Source organism: Pelotomaculum propionicicum, assembly GCF_048984525.1.
GTDB lineage: Bacteria > Bacillota > Desulfotomaculia > Desulfotomaculales > Pelotomaculaceae > Syntrophopropionicum > Syntrophopropionicum propionicicum_A.
The window spans coordinates 157,739-173,400 of record NZ_JBMGJC010000005.1 but is presented as its reverse complement, the minus strand read 5'-3'; the positions used below and the strand labels follow the sequence as shown (position 1 = coordinate 173,400).

General features: G+C 45.2%; 17 protein-coding genes and 1 tRNA gene. 13 read left to right on the top strand and 5 right to left on the bottom strand.

The genetic code is table 11. The features are described from left to right. Window positions 1-15 precede the first annotated feature (15 nt). From pyk to ACOBQJ_RS07410, 4 genes are all read left to right on the top strand, one after another. Window positions 16-1,770 carry a pyruvate kinase gene (gene pyk / locus ACOBQJ_RS07425; protein ID WP_421071105.1) on the top strand — a complete coding sequence of 585 codons (1,755 nt, stop codon included), beginning with the start codon at window positions 16-18 and terminating at the stop codon, window positions 1,768-1,770. A gap of 63 nt (window positions 1,771-1,833) precedes the next feature. Further along, the gene (locus ACOBQJ_RS07420; protein WP_421071104.1) at window positions 1,834-2,439 is read left to right on the top strand and encodes a DedA family protein; all 606 of its coding nucleotides are present in this window, start codon (window positions 1,834-1,836) and stop codon (window positions 2,437-2,439) included. A gap of 83 nt (window positions 2,440-2,522) precedes the next feature. Continuing rightward, window positions 2,523-3,590, top strand: coding sequence for a macro domain-containing protein (locus tag ACOBQJ_RS07415; RefSeq protein WP_421071103.1), 1,068 nt, complete (start codon window positions 2,523-2,525; stop codon window positions 3,588-3,590). Window positions 3,591-3,657: 67 nt separating this feature from the next. Then, the gene (locus ACOBQJ_RS07410; protein ID WP_421071102.1) at window positions 3,658-4,164 is read left to right on the top strand and encodes a hypothetical protein; all 507 of its coding nucleotides are present in this window, start codon (window positions 3,658-3,660) and stop codon (window positions 4,162-4,164) included. A gap of 81 nt (window positions 4,165-4,245) precedes the next feature. Here ACOBQJ_RS07410 and ACOBQJ_RS07405 read toward each other — a convergent pair whose 3' ends face one another. After that, a complete protein-coding gene (locus tag ACOBQJ_RS07405; protein ID WP_421071101.1) occupies window positions 4,246-4,545 on the bottom strand; it encodes a hypothetical protein in 300 nt (99 codons plus the stop codon). A gap of 261 nt (window positions 4,546-4,806) precedes the next feature. On the opposite strand from ACOBQJ_RS07405, the gene ACOBQJ_RS07400 reads away from it, so the two are divergent. The 4 genes from ACOBQJ_RS07400 (at window position 4,807) to ACOBQJ_RS07385 (ending at window position 7,713) form a co-directional block, all read left to right on the top strand. Next, the gene (locus ACOBQJ_RS07400; RefSeq protein ID WP_421071100.1) at window positions 4,807-5,025 is read left to right on the top strand and encodes a hypothetical protein; all 219 of its coding nucleotides are present in this window, start codon (window positions 4,807-4,809) and stop codon (window positions 5,023-5,025) included. 261 nt (window positions 5,026-5,286) lie between these two features. Then, the gene (locus tag ACOBQJ_RS07395; RefSeq protein WP_421071099.1) at window positions 5,287-5,589 is read left to right on the top strand and encodes a hypothetical protein; all 303 of its coding nucleotides are present in this window, start codon (window positions 5,287-5,289) and stop codon (window positions 5,587-5,589) included. Between the two features lie 564 nt (window positions 5,590-6,153). Next, window positions 6,154-6,780, top strand: a complete 627-nt coding sequence (locus ACOBQJ_RS07390) for a TetR/AcrR family transcriptional regulator (RefSeq protein WP_421071098.1) — start codon at window positions 6,154-6,156, stop codon at window positions 6,778-6,780. A gap of 63 nt (window positions 6,781-6,843) precedes the next feature. Then, a complete protein-coding gene (locus ACOBQJ_RS07385) occupies window positions 6,844-7,713 on the top strand; it encodes an SDR family NAD(P)-dependent oxidoreductase (protein ID WP_421071097.1) in 870 nt (289 codons plus the stop codon). 101 nt (window positions 7,714-7,814) lie between these two features. On the opposite strand, the gene rnk is transcribed toward ACOBQJ_RS07385, so the two are convergent. Both rnk and ACOBQJ_RS07375 read right to left on the bottom strand, forming a co-directional pair. Beyond that, window positions 7,815-8,228 (bottom strand): nucleoside diphosphate kinase regulator, encoded by a 414-nt coding sequence (rnk, locus tag ACOBQJ_RS07380; protein ID WP_421071096.1) that lies wholly within the window; start codon window positions 8,226-8,228, stop codon window positions 7,815-7,817. A gap of 160 nt (window positions 8,229-8,388) precedes the next feature. After that, entirely contained in the window at window positions 8,389-9,669 is a 1,281-nt protein-coding gene (locus ACOBQJ_RS07375) for a radical SAM protein (RefSeq protein WP_421071095.1), read from the bottom strand. A gap of 196 nt (window positions 9,670-9,865) precedes the next feature. Between ACOBQJ_RS07375 and rarD the strand changes: the two genes are divergently transcribed. The 3 genes from rarD to ACOBQJ_RS07360 all read left to right on the top strand — a co-directional run bounded on the left by rarD (window position 9,866) and on the right by ACOBQJ_RS07360 (window position 13,364). Continuing rightward, complete coding sequence (gene rarD, locus ACOBQJ_RS07370) at window positions 9,866-10,798, top strand: EamA family transporter RarD (protein ID WP_421071094.1); 933 nt, start codon at window positions 9,866-9,868, stop codon at window positions 10,796-10,798. Between the two features lie 261 nt (window positions 10,799-11,059). Further along, window positions 11,060-12,070, top strand: a complete 1,011-nt coding sequence (locus ACOBQJ_RS07365) for a DUF3231 family protein (protein WP_421071093.1) — start codon at window positions 11,060-11,062, stop codon at window positions 12,068-12,070. 208 nt (window positions 12,071-12,278) lie between these two features. Then, the gene (locus ACOBQJ_RS07360; protein ID WP_421071092.1) at window positions 12,279-13,364 is read left to right on the top strand and encodes an ATP-binding protein; all 1,086 of its coding nucleotides are present in this window, start codon (window positions 12,279-12,281) and stop codon (window positions 13,362-13,364) included. A gap of 237 nt (window positions 13,365-13,601) precedes the next feature. On the opposite strand, the gene ACOBQJ_RS07355 is transcribed toward ACOBQJ_RS07360, so the two are convergent. Then, window positions 13,602-13,689, bottom strand: a tRNA-Leu gene (locus ACOBQJ_RS07355). A gap of 279 nt (window positions 13,690-13,968) precedes the next feature. Here ACOBQJ_RS07355 and ACOBQJ_RS07350 point away from each other — a divergent pair. After that, window positions 13,969-14,190, top strand: coding sequence for a NifU family protein (locus ACOBQJ_RS07350; protein ID WP_421071091.1), 222 nt, complete (start codon window positions 13,969-13,971; stop codon window positions 14,188-14,190). 251 nt (window positions 14,191-14,441) lie between these two features. Beyond that, complete coding sequence (locus tag ACOBQJ_RS07345) at window positions 14,442-14,663, top strand: NifU family protein (RefSeq protein ID WP_421071090.1); 222 nt, start codon at window positions 14,442-14,444, stop codon at window positions 14,661-14,663. A gap of 52 nt (window positions 14,664-14,715) precedes the next feature. Here ACOBQJ_RS07345 and ACOBQJ_RS07340 read toward each other — a convergent pair whose 3' ends face one another. Continuing rightward, a complete protein-coding gene (locus tag ACOBQJ_RS07340; RefSeq protein ID WP_421071089.1) occupies window positions 14,716-15,555 on the bottom strand; it encodes a carbon-nitrogen hydrolase family protein in 840 nt (279 codons plus the stop codon). Between the last annotated feature and the right edge of the window lie 107 nt (window positions 15,556-15,662).

Genomic DNA, 15,662 nt, shown 5'->3' with positions numbered 1-15,662 from the left:
TTGGGAGGGAAACAATTGCGTCGAACCAAGATTGTCTGCACCATCGGCCCTGCCAGCGACAGTGTAAAAATCCTAAAGAAATTAATGATGGCAGGGATGAACGTGGCCCGTCTGAACTTTTCGCACGGGACGCACGAAGACCACCAGCGGCGAATTGAATCTATCCGGCAGGCAGCGGAGGAATGCGGCAAAAATGTGGCCATCATGCTGGATACCAAGGGGCCGGAAATACGCCTGGGCTATTTTAAAGAAGAGCCTGTACGGCTCGAGGAAGGAGACCAGGTAACACTGACCACGAAGCCGGTCAAGGGCGATGAAAAGCTCATCCCCATCACCCACGCCGGACTGCCCGGTGATGTGCGCAAAGGCGACACGATCCTGGTGGCAGACGGTCTGATAGCGATGAGGGTGTTATCAACATCGGATACGGAAATACAGTGTGCTGTGATGAACGGAGGGGAGTTGACCAGCCAGAAAGGCGTTAATGTCCCCGGTGTGGCGATAAGCCTGCCGTCTATAACCGACAAAGACATCCAGGACATTGTTTTTGGCGTTGAACAGAAAGTTGATTATATCGCCGCCTCTTTTATCAGAAAGGCCGCGGATGTCCTCTCCATCCGCCAGATAGTAGAAGAGGCCGGCGGCAGCCTTGATATTATTTCCAAGATTGAGAGCAGGAGGGCTGTAAACAACCTTGATGAAATAATTAAGGTCTCCGACGGGATTATGGTGGCCAGGGGCGACCTGGGAGTGGAGATCCCGGTGGAAGAGGTGCCTCTGCTGCAGAAAACTATTATTGAGAAATGCAACCTGGCCGGCAAGCCTGTAGTTACTGCCACCCAGATGCTGGAGTCAATGATCCACAATCCCCGTCCCACCAGGGCGGAGGCCAGTGATGTGGCCAACGCGATTTTTGACGGCACTGACGCGGTAATGCTTTCCGCTGAAACAGCTTCGGGAAAATATCCATTGGAATCGGTTGAGATGATGGCCCGGATTGCCCACCGGGCTGAGGCCGCCCTGCACTTTGAGGAAATGCTCGGCAAAAAGGGGACTGTCACGCACAGGCAGACGGTTACCAACGCGATTAGTTACGCCACCTGCGCTATTGCTCAGAACCTTGGCGCCGCGGCGATTATAGTATCTACTGAGTCCGGCCACACCGCTAAAATGGTTTCCAAGTACCGCCCCAAGGCGCCTATCGTGGCTGTCACACCCCACGCGGCTGTAATGAGGAAGCTGGCGCTGAACTGGGGAGTGAACCCAATCAACGCTGAAGGCAGGGCCAGTACAGACGAGATGATGGACGAGGCCATAGAAGCCTCCTTATGCGCGGGATTAATCGACGGCGGCGACCTGATCGTCTTCACAGCCGGCATACCGGTTGGCATAAAAGGTACAACCAACCTGATCCGCGTGCACACGGTAGGCGATATCATATTGAGGGGAACCGGCATTGGCCACCGGTCGGTAACAGGTACTGTCCGGGTCGCCCACTCAGGCGCGGAGGCGTTAGAAAAGGTGCTGCAGGGCGATATCCTGGTAGCGCCGGTCACTGACAGCGAATATATCCCAGTCATGAAAAAAGCCGGCGCTGTTATAACCGAGATGGGCGGTTTAACCTCCCACGCGGCCATAGTCTGCCTTGAGTTTGACCTGCCGGTGGTAGTGGGCGCTGATAATGCGACGGATATTCTGACAGATGGCGACGAGGTCACTGTCGACGGCCAAAGGGGACTGATCTATAGGGGTAGGGCCAGGGTGCTGTAACCACTCATAAAGTTCCCACCCCTGGGTATCCTATTACAGGATAACCGGGAGGGGGAACTATTTTTGTTTGACCTGATTATAAATTTTCTATCCAGGCTGGGCCTGAGCGGGCTCCTGGCCGGTGTTTACATTGAGGCCATGGGCCTGCCTTTTCCCGGCGGCATTATGGTGATCATAACAGGTATTTTAATCGAGCAGGGTAAGCTGGACTTTTCCAGCGCTTTTATCACGACGTTTTCCGGTTACAGCGCCGGTGCCTTAACCGCCTATACAATCGGGAGGCACCTGGGGCAGCCCTTTTTTTTGCGATGCAGCAAATTCCTTCAGTTGTCGCCCGAGCGATTTGAAAAAGCTCAAACCTGGCTGGACCGTTCGGCGCCGGCTTTTATTATTTTTGGGCGCTTTATTCCCGGCCTCAGCAACTTAACCCCTTACATGGCGGGTGTAAGCCGCATCGGGTTCTGGTACTTCCTGTTCTACAACTCGATTTTCACCGCGGGGTGGGGTTTTTTATATTTGATGGTCGGCATGTTTTTTGGCTATAATTACCAGGCAATCGCCCGTTACCTGAACTCAAAACTGCCGTTAGTGGGGCTAGCCCTGGTGCTGCTGTATTTTGCTTACGGTTACATAAAAAGGCAATTAAAGAATAAAGTTAAAAATTTTTAGACTGAAGGAAAACCTGGCTGTCCAGGCGAATATTACTTTATTACCGGGGATCTGCGTCTACCGCTCCGACTGGGGGTATGTGCTTGATTAAATCAATCAAAGGTGACATCACCGAACTTGAATTTGACGCTATAGTTAACGCGGCCAACAGCCAGCTGTCGATGAGCGCTGGTGTGGCCGGTGTGATCAAGAAAAAAGGCGGCGCTTCAATTGAAGAAGAAGCGGTATCCAAAGGCCCGATCCCGGTAGGCGAGGCTGTAGTAACAAGCGCGGGTATGCTCAAAGCGCGTCATGTTATTCATGCCGCGGCCATGGGCGTGGACCTTGTCACCGATGCTGACAAGGTGCGGTCCGCGACCAGGAACGCCCTTTTAAGGGCTGAGGAGATGGGCCTTAAGAGCATTGCTTTTCCAGCCCTGGGCACCGGCGTCGGCGGGCTTGACTATGACCTGGCGGCCAGGGTGATGGTCTGTGAGGCGCGCCGCCATGTTGCCAGGGGCTCGTCGCTGGAACAGGTTGCATTTGTGCTTTTTGAGGAGTTTATCTACAGTTCTTTTAATAAGATGACAGAAAGAGATTCGATAGTCTGCCTGGGGGACAGCATAACCTACGGTTTCCCCTTCGGGCCGGAAGAATCCTGGGTCGCGCTAAGTGCGAAAGCCCTGGGCCTCAATATGGCCAATATGGGCGCCAACGGGGACACCACCCGCGGGATGAGGCGGAGGTTTAAAAGAGATGTGACCAGCCTTAACCCGGCGTATGTGATTATCATGGGTGGGGCCAACGACGCTTTTATGGGATATACCCTGGAAAAATTTGAGGAAAATATCGAGGCCATGGCCGCAGAAGCGGTTAACAGCGGCATCTGCCCGGTGATAGGGCTCCCGGCGCCGGTTTACTTAGGAACATTTGTAACAGACGAAGTAGGTATTGCCAGCTGTGAGCTGGATAGCTTCAGGGAAGCGGCTGAAGGATTTGCCGCTGACGAAGACCTGCCTGTTTTAGATTTTTATACACCACTCCTAGATCCGGAAACAGGCAGGGCTGTCCCCTCATACTTCTGTGACGACGCCCACCCCAGCATTAAAGGTTACCAGGCACTTGCCAAAGCGTCAGAGCGGCTGCTTTCCAATATGAAGAATGGATTGTAAAAAGGCAAAGTCCTTCGGCGAAGAAAAGGCAGCGGGCACAGTAATAAACTAATGGGGGTCAAAAGGTATGGACAAAGAAGTGGCCTTCCCCGAATTCATAGGAGAAACAGAACAGGCTGTGATTATGGTCGTCCCGTCGCTGGATCAGGACTTGTCTGTTTTATATAAGCGTTTTCACGAGGGTGAAGAGATCGACTACTGGTTTAACTGGGAATTGACATCGGTCAGGCATAATGAATATATGGTTACCCTGAAGATAGGATGGGAAGGGGAAGACGTGGTCTCCATAGGTTTTACCCTGGATATGTGGGAATACCTCCCGGTGATAACAAAAAGGAGCAACCTGGTCCTGATGACAGACTGGCGCCTAATCGAAGAAGGAATTGTCGCTGGTATGGATAAAATGGGCAGGTTCAGGCCCAAGGCGCTCCTGGTGCGCGATGTCGGGCAGGGTATGGAGGGGTTGTCCAGTAAAGTGGCTGAGCAGGTTATGTTTCAGGAAAGCAGCGCCCAATTACTTCAACTGCTTGGAATTCTGCAAAACAGCCTTAAAACTAATTTAAATATACATTAACCAGTTATTAATTAACAAAAATAATAAGCAGGGTTTAAAAACCCTGCTTATTATTAAATATATATGTAATTATATTGTTTTTTAATACTTTACATAAACTGCATTTTCATCTTCATTATAAATCGCGTTGTATTTACCTTTTTGTTGAATATTAAAATGTTTAAAAAAGCCCCTGGCACCTATCTTGTTTTTATTAAGAATAAGCCCGTTTTCACTATCGGAGGCCTTAATTCTTATGGTTTTTGTGTCCTTGTCAAAAGCAAGCTCGACATATTCGGTGTCGAACTTATCGACAAGCTTTTTGTTTAGGGTAAGATGGTTTTTGGAAATAGCCACCGTGGCTTCTTTCTCGAAGCGAGGCTTATAAACTTCAAACGACATAATAACACTCCTTTGATTTTATAATAGAATTATAAATTAAATGTAAAGAATAGTCAAATAATTATAGATTTAAAATAGTATATATAGTATGTCCTTTTATTTAACATTTATTTCATTAAACACATAATAACGGTAATATGTGGAATTATTATCTGCTAATTAAACAAACTGCGACAGTTAGTATTATTTTTTCATTTTTAACGTGGTATAATAAAAACTGATTTTTACTAAAATACTACATTTTATAAGCAGGTGAGGAATATGGCAGCTTTGCTCGATAAATTTAAATCCAGAAAGTCCAGGGTAACTGAAAAAAAAGAAGCTAAATGTACTTGCGGCGAGGAGCTTATGACCATATCCGGTGAAAAAAAAGATCTGTACTTTTGCAGCGCCTGCAACAGACTGCTCTATTTCCTCGAATCAGAGATGGAGGTGCCAAAAATCATACCGTTCAGCCTGGGATGGTTAAAGAAAAAATAGCGATTTGCCAGGTGGTATTTAAGCTGAATTATGAACTGGGCGCAAATATTGAAAAGAACTAACTGAATACGATCATAATTACAAGAACTAACAAGAAGAAAAAGATTAATTCCAGTAATCCTGATCGTGAAGCACTGCAGGACATTAGTGTACCTCCTGTTATCTTGCGTTTTGTTAGATAGAGTATTCAAAAGGCTGTATAAAAGTTTCAATTATATAAAGATATTTGGTTTAATTGAAATATATTGTGGGGGGTAAAGTGTGAAGGACGCAAAAAATACTGAAATAACAAGATGGCGCTGGTATGCGCTGGTTGTGACCGTGCTCGGCATCATTATGTATTCGCTTCCCTGGATTTCAAGCACGTACAAGATTGCCTTAACTGTTCCGCTCTATGCCATGTTTGTTTATGTATACTACAAGTATATCAGTTTAAAGAAAGCAGCCCAGGCGGGCGCGGTTGCAAAAGAGGACAGCCCTGACAGGCAAAAAATTACCTCAGGGCGGAATACTGCCGGGAAGCCGGCTCAGAAAGGCAAACCAGCGGCTAAAAAAGGCCGGTAAAGTCGGTCGTCAGTCGTCAGACGTCTGATGTCAGTAATATATATTTGGGGACATTTCTCCGGCCTCAAAGAAGCGGAGGTGTGTCCCCATTCGTCTGTTTAGATGTCTCACTTTCCACTGTCTGGTAACCTTTTACCGATATGATGTTGCAGAAACGGAGATGGGACCCCTTTCCACTGTCTGGTGTCACCTAACGACAGAAATTCGAATTATACATATTTCCCAGCAAAAGGCAGGACTTGTTCCCTGCTCTTTTTTATATCGGGGACATTCCTCAGCATGCAGAAATGCTCGCATTCGTCTGTACGAGGTGTGTCCCTTTTCCGCTGTCTGGTAACTTTTAACGATATAGTGTTGCAGAAGCGGAGGTGTGTCCCCATTCCTTGTTTCGACGCTGCACAGTGAAGCAGGTGGTTTCAAACCCTTAAAATTTTATAAAGGTAGTTGTCGGCACTCTGAAAAATTTTCATTTTCTACTTGTCAATAATCTCAGTAAGTGGTAAATTGAACTTAGTACAGTGATATACCTGGTATAATAATATACCGGCTACAGGAGGTGATAAAATGGAGCCGGTTAAAGGAAACAGGATCGAAAGAAAAAAAGAAGAGACCAGAAAAAAAATTATCTCAACGGCAGTTGACCTGTTTAACAAACAGGGATTTGAAGAGACCACGGTGGAGCAGATAGCGGAGGCGGCGGACGTGGCGAAGGGAACTATATTTAACCATTTTCCTGTCAAGGAAGCTATTGTCCTCGCCCATGTGCAGACGAAGCTGAGAGAGGCGGGGCCTGAAATAGTCAGGAAAGTGGAAGCGCTGCCGGATACCCGCGACCGTTTGGCCGCCTTGTTCAGCCTTACCAACGAATGGTTCCAAAACAGCCTGAATGAAGATGTTATAAAAAGGTATATGACTTACATGATCCAAACTCTGCTTGACACCGCCAGGAACCAGGAGGCGCGGAGCGGCTACGGGAATATTTTGCAGAGTATTATCAGCATGGGACAGGAGAAAGGGGAAATCAGGCGGGACATACCGGCCGAGACCCTGGCAATCTACCTGGACTGGCAAAACGCACTGGTTATGACAGCCTGGCTGTCTTATCCGGAAATGTCTTTAACCGATATGATCAACAGGATGACAGACCTTTTTCTAAACGGGGCCATCGACAGGGCAGGCCTGCGGCTTTAAAAGTATTCGTTCAGGGCCAGTCCAGATTTGTATATGGTTTAAATTATGGGGGAGGGGTAAAAAATGAAGGAGTTTAAAGATAAAGTCGCTGTTATTACGGGCGGCGCCAGCGGCATCGGGCTGGGCATAGCCAGGCGCTGCGTCCGGGAGGGTATGCGGATCGTCATCGCCGACGTTGAAGAAAGCGCCCTGCGCCGGGCTGAAGATGAATTGAAATCGATGGGCGGTACCTTGTCAGCGATGATTACCGACGTTTCTAAGGCGAACCAGGTCGAGGCCCTGGCCAAAAAGGCGCTCGATACCTATGGCGCAGTCCATATCCTGTGCAATAACGCCGGGGTGGCCGCGGACGGCTCTATTTGGGAGTGCAGCCTGCCGGCCTGGGAATGGGCCGTAGGCGTTAATATCTGGGGCGCCATCAACGGCATCCGCACTTTCGTGCCGATCATGCTGGCCCAGGACACGGAATGCCATATCGTCAACACAGCCTCCATCGCGGGGCTGACGCCGTACCACCCCGGCGCGAGCTACCACGTGACCAAGCACGCGGTAGTGGCACTGTCGGAAAACCTCTACCGGTCGCTGGGAGAGCGGGGCTCGAAAATAAAGACATCTGTCCTCTGCCCCGGGTTTGTCCGGACACGGATACTAAGCGCCACTCGAAATCTGCCGGCGGAGTTCCAGGCTGCTGCAAATATGCAGCCGATGCCTCGGGAAGCTGAAGAAGGCGCGTGGAATTACCTCGAGAAGAACAATTTTAAAGTGCTCTCTCCCGACCAGGTGGCGGACCTCGTCTTTACAGCTATAAAGGAAGATCAGTTTTATATCTTAACGCACCCTGAATTTAACGAGACGGTGAAAGAGAGGATGGAGAACATCCTGCAGGGTAAAAACCCTTCACTGGTGCCTTTGTCTTTCAAAAAAGCACAGTAGCAGTAGGTTGGGGACATTTCAGAACCTGATCCACGCCCCGGAACTAGAGCCCGGCTACGAACTGAGTTCTGTGTGTCCCCTTTCCTTCGCCCCCGCATGATTTACAGGTTGAAATCACCTGCTGCTTCCGGTTGATAAAGGATCTTTTCTGCTTTCAGCTTGATTATGCCATCAGGTATTTCCCAGTCGATGATATCTTTCTCGCGTAAACCTATGATTGCCGTACCCACAGGGGCCAGAACAGAAATTTTATTTTCCAGTAAATTTGCCTCATGAGGGTAAACCAGCGTGTAAATCATTTCTTCCCCAGAGTCCAAATCCTTTAACAATACCTTTGAATTCATGGTAATCACATCATGTGGAATGTTTTTTGAATCTACTAATTGAGCCCGGTTAAGTTCCTGTTCAAGGTTAATCAAGTATTCTTTGCTGCCCGGGTGAAATTCTTTAGCCTCATTTATAAGTTTCTGCAATCTTATCCTATCTTTTTCTGTAATGAATATTTGTCTTGACAATATCTAAAGCCGCCTTTCATAGATTATCCAACTAAAAAATTCGGCGACTAACTGTAACCGCCGATCTAAAATGTATTATTCATAGTCTATCCCAAAAACCTGCGTGTTATATGTTTTGTATTGAGCTATTACATAAGTCATAAAAAAGACCCTGGGGCCTTTACAACCGCTGGATTAAATAAATGTAAACAGGCAGCCGGCTCTGCTTCTTTATTTCAAGGAATTTTGGCAGCAGCTCGCGCTTTTTGGGGCTGTCCATCAAAGGCGACAAGTAAATAGCTCCTTTGCCGCGGGAAGCGGTGGGTACAACATGCAGGAGTTTGGCCAGGGACTGGTAGTGATCTGGTGAAAGCGGTTCTCCAAGTAGGAAATTTGCTGTAATCTCAATATTGGCATAGGCAGAATTGATGTCCAGCATCTTCTGGAAAGCATCTCGGACCTTTGGTGTGTCAACTGGTTTATGAATATATGACAGGGTCGGCGCGTCGACAGACTCCAGCCCGATGTTGATATATGTGTAAAACGGCAGGCTGTTAAGTTTTTCGAACAGTCCGCTGCCTGACTTGAGCAGGGAGTCCACGCTGCCGAACATGAACTGTTTGGGAACCCTCGAATCCGAATTATCAAAGCCGAAAGCCTCAAAGGATGCGGCGGCGGCCATGCAGATTAGTTCTTCCCCAGCCGCTAGAGCGTCGTGATTTCCTAAAAACAAAGCGTTATAATTCTCAATGTTGCGGCCGTAAAAATCCTTCAACTGTTTAATCTGTTCCATTATTTCTTCCTTGGAACGAACCTTATATTGCTCTCCCGTTTTGACACAGCAGAATTTGCAGTGATACAGGCAGCCGTCCGCTATCATTAGCGGTATGACTTCATAGTCGACATGGCGAGTATCCGGGGGTAGTACTGAAACCCGCCCGCCTATAATCGAAAACAATTTCTTCGATTTTTCGTGCAAAACGCCTTCATCATTATCAACGACGAGGTCAATAAAAGCCCTTACCGTGGGAGACAGCCCGTCCCTTCGCACTCCGAAAAGGTTAGCGTACAGCTGGGACAGTGCCGCCAGGGCACTCATTGCGTTTGGGTTTGAAAAATAACTGATTTCCCAAACTGAATTGCTCGGGTACGGCAAACAGGGCAGGTAGTATTCGCCCATCCAGTTGATAACGCCCTTGTCGCTGCTGTCATCGCCGACCGAATAAAAAACCCAGTCATTGCCGTCAGTACGTTTCAGCTGTTCGGCCAGGTGCGGCCAGTTTTTTAAATTCAGGCCGCGGATGAACTTGATTTCCCCGTTTAAATTAAACAGGAATTCGTATTCCGGCGTCTTTATCACCGAGTGCTTGCCATACCGCAGGGGGAAACTTGCCTTGACGATATCTTTCGGGAACTGCTTTTCAACAATGATTGTAAAATTATTTACACGGGCTGATTCCATTACCTTTGCCTCGCATTTATTTATTGGTGTTTCGTTGGGGCAATTATAGCAATGCCGTGTTATGGAAGTCAATTTGTTTTACAGAATTATAGCCTATATCAAAACATAAGAGATCTTTCAATTCTGCTGCGTTATTGCATTATTTTGCAATTCATAATAGAATATATTTTATTTTAACAGCATTTGAGGTAGCATTTTGAAACTGAAAAATACAAATGAATACGTGATTGGGACCGCTTCAGCCGCAGGGGCTTTTCTGTTGTGGGGCATCCTGCCGGTTTACTGGAAATCGATTATTAGTGTTCCTTCCGACCAAATTATCGCCCACCGGATTCTATGGTGTTTTTTGTTTTTGGTGCTGGTTTTAACTTTTACCGGCAGGTTCAGGGGTTTTTTACGCGAACTGCGCGGAGTTATGGCTAGACCAAAACAATTGGCGGGATTGTTTACAGCTTCTGTACTCATCAGTATTAACTGGTATCTTTACATTTGGGCTGTGAACAACGGGCGGATTGTGGAAACCAGCCTGGGGTATTATATCAACCCCCTGGTCAGTGTATTGTTAGGGATTGTCTTTTTGAAAGAAAGGCTTTCATTATGGCAAATAGTATCCTTTCTGCTTGCCCTGGTTGGTGTGTTAAACATGGCGGTCAGCTTTGGGTCCGTACCCTGGGTGTCCTTAGCACTGGCAGTCAGTTTCGGTATGTACGGGCTGTTTAAAAAAATCGTTTGCCTTGACGCCATAAACGGCCTCACCATGGAGACCATGCTCATTACCCCGCTTGCTTTAGCCTTTTTAATCTACGCTTATAAAAGCGGGACTTTAGTTTTTAGTTTCGGTTTTTCTCTTATTACTTTATTGACAGTGGGAGCAGGAATTGTAACCGCCGCGCCGCTTCTTTTATTTGCGGGAGGCGCCAACCGCCTGCCGTTGTACGCAGTAGGGTTTTTGCAGTATCTTTCACCGACTATTTCACTGCTTCTGGGAATTTTCCTTTACAATGAATCATTTACAGCGGTCCACCTGGTTTCATTTTCTTTAATCTGGGCGGCCCTGATTGTTTTTTCGCTGGCCACCACCAAGTCCTTTATTAAACCCGCATCAACCCCCAAAAGCCGCTCCTTTTAAGGAACGGCTTTTTAAAAGATTATCTTGTTTATTTCCGTTAATATGATGGACAACCTAATCTGGCAATAATATCTATCAAGATGTTCTTCCATAATTATCCTGTGTTTGTAGACATAGTATTCTAGCCTCTGTAATAAGTGGCGGGGTGCAATCCCCTTAGCTCCCATTCCTCTATGCTCCTGGTTCATTTTAGAGTATGAATAAAAACGCTATTTTAGAAAAAAATATACCCATTGATAAGACTAATTGGAGGACAGAACTGTGGCAAATAATACACCGATTACATCAAGTGAACTGGGTACATTGTGGATGACATATCTAAAAAATAAATTGCTATTGCGGATGCTGGATTACTTTATTGAAAAGGAAAACGATAAAGATGCAAAGGATATCATGTCATATTATTACAACAGTAATATAAAATATTCCAATGAAATCGAACAGATATTTAAAAATGAAGGAGCCGCAATACCTATAGCTTTTACATCTAATGACGTACACAAGGATGCTCCGCCTCTGTGGGATAACTACTTTGACATATTATTTCTGCGTTTACTGATGAAACTTTCTCTGGGATTTAATGCACTGCATCAAGGAATGTCATATAGAAGTGATATAGTTGACTTCTATAAACGCTGTACAGACGTACCGAAGGAAACTTATGATAAGTGTAATCGCTTTCTTCTCAAAAAAGGTATATTGGCAAGACCCCCCTATGTGTCCATGCCTAAAGAGGCAGAATTCATTGAGCAGAAAACTTATATGAAGGGTGTAAAGCTGTTCGGCAGTAAGCGATCTTTGAACACTGTAGAAATAGCACATATTTATAATGCTTTAGAATCAAATGTTATGGGTACACAACTCATGACAGGATTTGCTCAAGGTGCAAAGGAAAGCGAAGTACGGGATTATTTCATTGAAGGCAAGGAACTTGCTAAGAAAATAGTATCAAACATAACTCAAATCATGCAGGAAAGCGATATACAAGCTCCTAGTACATGGGCTGGAAGGGCAACCGATTCAACTGCACCACCATTCTCTGATAAAATGATGATGTTCTGCTCAACTTTGTTGTCAAGTTTTGCCTTAGGTGCCAATGCCATAGGTACGTCTTTAAGCCTTCGTAGCGACCTTCCTAAGAGACTTATGGAAATTGCAATGGATACTTATCAATTTGCCTCCAAAGGAGGGCAATTGATGATTAAACATAATTGGCTTGAAGAACCTCCACAAATGGAAGACCGGAATGAACTCACTAAATCAAAAAAGTAGAATACGGTTGTGGTTTTTTGAATGGGTAATAAGTTCTACGTATATATAAAAGTACTTTAAGTTTAATTAAAAATAAATACGAAATCACCTGATTCTATCAAGATTCGACAAAATAACTAAAGGTGAATTTTCAATAATTGTCTAACCTTATATAAATTTCTCTGAAAAGTTATTTCCTCATATCCAATATATGGATAGGGGGTAAAGGATGGTTTATGAAGAAATGACAAATCATCAACTAAAAGAACAGTTGGTATTATTGCGTAACCAGTTAGATAAAACACTTACTGACTTTGAAATACAAAAATCAATCCTAGATCAGGCTGAAGAAGCGTTAATAAATACTGATATACTTTTTAGATGTTCGGAAGAGGCATTGACTGTATCTGAAAACAGAAGAATCTCTGAGCATAATAGTTCAGAAGAAGCTCTTAGGTTGTCTAATGAACTATATAAACATACTAACCAAGCATTAATACTATCTGAAGAACGAAGGATTAAGAGTAAAAAACACGATGAGAATTTAATAAGACTTTCTGAGGAATTGCGTAAAAAGGCAGAAGATGCATTAAAAATTTCTGAAGACTTACTTCATGAAGCGAATGAAAATATAGCGAATTTCAAAAACAAATTCTTGCGTTTGGATCAACTAGACCTTGTAGGACAATTGGCAGCCGGTATCGGCCATGAAATCAGGAACCCGATGACCACCGTTAAAGGATTCCTACAGTTATTTAAAGAAAAAGAACGGTATAATCAGGATAAGGATCATCTGGATTTAATGATAGAAGAACTGGACAGAGTTAACTTGATTATCACGGAGTTTCTAAATCTTGCAAAAAATAAGGCTGTTGAATTAAAAATACAAAGCCTAAACAAGAAAATCAGGACTATTTTTCCTATGCTTCAGGCAGATGCCATGAAACAGGATAAGGATATTAGATTGGAACTTGGTGAGATTCCACATATTAAGATTGACAAAAATGAGATTAAACAGTTAATCCTTAATATTGTTCGTAACGGACTAGAAGCAATGTCCCCAGGAGGGACTATAATAATACGAACATATTCGGATGAAAATGCAGTGGTTTTATCGGTACAGGATAACGGTAAAGGAATAGATTCTGACGTTCTTACATTGATAGGCACTCCCTTTTTAACTACTAAGGATACTGGAACTGGCCTGGGGTTGGCTGTATGCTACAGCATTGCATCTAGACATAACGCAAAAATAGACATTGAGACTGGATCGGAAGGAACTACCTTTTTTATCAGGTTTAAAGAAACTGCATAATACACAACAGATGACGCTTAACCAGCCTCTTATTTACAGATTTGATACAAGGTTTAGATGATTTTATTTAGAGACTTTCTCTCTGGACATAAATAAAAAATCCTCCTTCGCTACTCCTTATTTTCCTAACAGAGTAGTAGAGGAGGAATCCGTTGTAGTTAATTCAAGCGCAACGGATTAGGCGTTTAAGTACCCTTCTGGTAATTAAACCCAAACCTGAAACCCTTGATAATAAAGTGGTGCCGAAGGTGGGAGTCGAACCCACACGGGTAGTTAGCCCGGCGGATTTTGAGTCCGCTGCGTCTGCCAGTTCCGCCACTTCGGCAGTTGTTTTTATAAGCAACACTTATTCTAACAGAAGGGTATACTTAAGTCAATATGGATGACCCGACCGGCAGGCGTTTAACAGCTAACCTTTATGGTAACTCTATTAACAGCCATATAATATACTTTTTAAAAGCAGGTTTAGGATAAAAATTTTCGATAAATAATCTGTATTTTTAACATAAAAATCCCTTGTGTATGACGGTCAAAATAGCTAGAATAAGCTTAACTTTGAAGTGGATCTATTGTTTCTATAGTGTTTTGAGAGGAGGTAAAACCTGTGAAGGAAAAGGTCGAGGAAGTACTGGGTAAAGTCCGGCCATTTCTCCAGCGTGACGGCGGTGATGTCGAGCTGGTTGATGTCAGTGACAGCGGAGTGGTTAAAGTCCGCCTGAAAGGCGCCTGCAGCGGGTGCCCGGGCGCGAAAATTACTTTGAAACAGGGCGTCGAGAGAATGCTCAAACAGGAGATCCCGGAAGTCAAGGAAGTAGTTGCTGTTTAGTTTTCGAAAATTAAATTAGTGTAAAAACCCCTCACTTCTAATGGGCTTAAGAGGTGAGGGCTTTTTTATGTGCAATATTATAAATATTTGGCAATAATATATTTTTATATTTTTGCTGTTAATTATAAGATAAATTATTGTAATACTACTTTATAACAGGTAAAATAGGTTTAAACTGTGAAGCTTGAATAACACATACTTACGGTTATGAGCAGTCATAATAATTATAGCTGAAGGGAGGTCAAATACCAGTGAAAGAAAAAGTTGCAGCGGCGCTTGGAAAAGTGCGCCCTTTTCTTCAAAGAGACGGCGGCGATGTAGAGCTTGTTGATGTTGACGAAAACGGTTTGGTTAAAGTTCGCCTTAAAGGGGCCTGCGGTGGCTGACCCGGCGCTAAAATAACCCTCAAGCAGGGTATTGAGCGGGTGCTCAAGCAGGAAGTCCCGGAAGTTAAACAAGTTATATCGGTTTAGTTGAAAACCCCCTGGACAAGCAGGGGGTTTCGTTTGTCTTTGAGAGGAATTGTCAGCGGTCATCGAGCCTTTTCAGCTCGTAAAGATCCAGCCTCATGTGTTTTAAAAGGGGCAGCGCCGCTCTTGTTTCGTTTAAAAGCTGAAGGTCTATCTCCCCGTACAGGATCGTTTCCTTTTCGTCAGCCTGGGCGATTATTCGGCCCCAGGGGTCTACGATAACGGAGTGGCCGTAACTCACATAAGATGCTCCGGTATCCCTGGCTGAAGAAGCGCCGACAAGAAAGACCTGGTTGTCTACCGCGCGTGTCCTCAGCAGCAGTTCCCAGTGGGCGGGGCCGGTGTTCATGTTGAAGGCGGCGGGGAGAATTACTGCTTCAGCGCCCATCAGCGCCATTAACCGGACCAGCTCGGGAAAGCGGATGTCGTAGCATACAGCCACACCCAGGGTGCAGAGATTTGTTTCAACGACTGTAATCTTTTTACCGGCCCCGAGCGTCTTTGATTCATGAAAAGAAAGGCCGTCCGGCAGGTCCACGTCGAAAAGATGAATTTTTTGATGTTTTGCCAGCATTTCGCCACCGGGGCCAAAAACAAAGCTGGTGTTATAGACAGTGGTCCCATCGCGTTCCGGTATGGAGCCGCCGACCAGGTATACGTTTTCTTCTGCCGCTGCCGCCGAAAGCATTTTCAGCGTGCTCCCTTCCAGGTGGCTTTCCGCATACTCCGGAAAAAGGCTGCTGTTGTAAGGGCAGTTGAACATCTCCGGCAGGACCACGAGCCTGCATCCGGCGGACGCCGCCTCTTTGATCATGGAACGGGCTCTGGCAATGTTCTTTTCCTTGCTTTTAACGACCTGCATCTGGCAAACGCCGATTTTATATTTGCTTTTCATAATTTCTCCCGCCATTATTTTGTCTATAGAAGTTAATATATACTATTTATTCTGGCAGGTAAAATAATTTTATTATCAGGGTAACAGGGGAACCGTACCTGTCACCT

Excerpts from the sequence above, each read along its gene's own strand:
- ACOBQJ_RS07410 (WP_421071102.1), top strand. The coding sequence starts at position 3,658 with ATGGACAAAGAAGTGGCCTTCCCCGAATTCATAGGAGAAACAGAACAG.
- ACOBQJ_RS07405 (WP_421071101.1), bottom strand. The coding sequence starts at position 4,545 with ATGTCGTTTGAAGTTTATAAGCCTCGCTTCGAGAAAGAAGCCACGGTG.
- ACOBQJ_RS07400 (WP_421071100.1), top strand. The coding sequence starts at position 4,807 with ATGGCAGCTTTGCTCGATAAATTTAAATCCAGAAAGTCCAGGGTAACT.
- ACOBQJ_RS07390 (WP_421071098.1), top strand. The coding sequence starts at position 6,154 with ATGGAGCCGGTTAAAGGAAACAGGATCGAAAGAAAAAAAGAAGAGACC.
- ACOBQJ_RS07385 (WP_421071097.1), top strand. The coding sequence starts at position 6,844 with ATGAAGGAGTTTAAAGATAAAGTCGCTGTTATTACGGGCGGCGCCAGC.
- ACOBQJ_RS07375 (WP_421071095.1), bottom strand. The coding sequence starts at position 9,669 with ATGGAATCAGCCCGTGTAAATAATTTTACAATCATTGTTGAAAAGCAG.
- ACOBQJ_RS07360 (WP_421071092.1), top strand. The coding sequence starts at position 12,279 with ATGGTTTATGAAGAAATGACAAATCATCAACTAAAAGAACAGTTGGTA.
- ACOBQJ_RS07340 (WP_421071089.1), bottom strand. The coding sequence starts at position 15,555 with ATGAAAAGCAAATATAAAATCGGCGTTTGCCAGATGCAGGTCGTTAAA.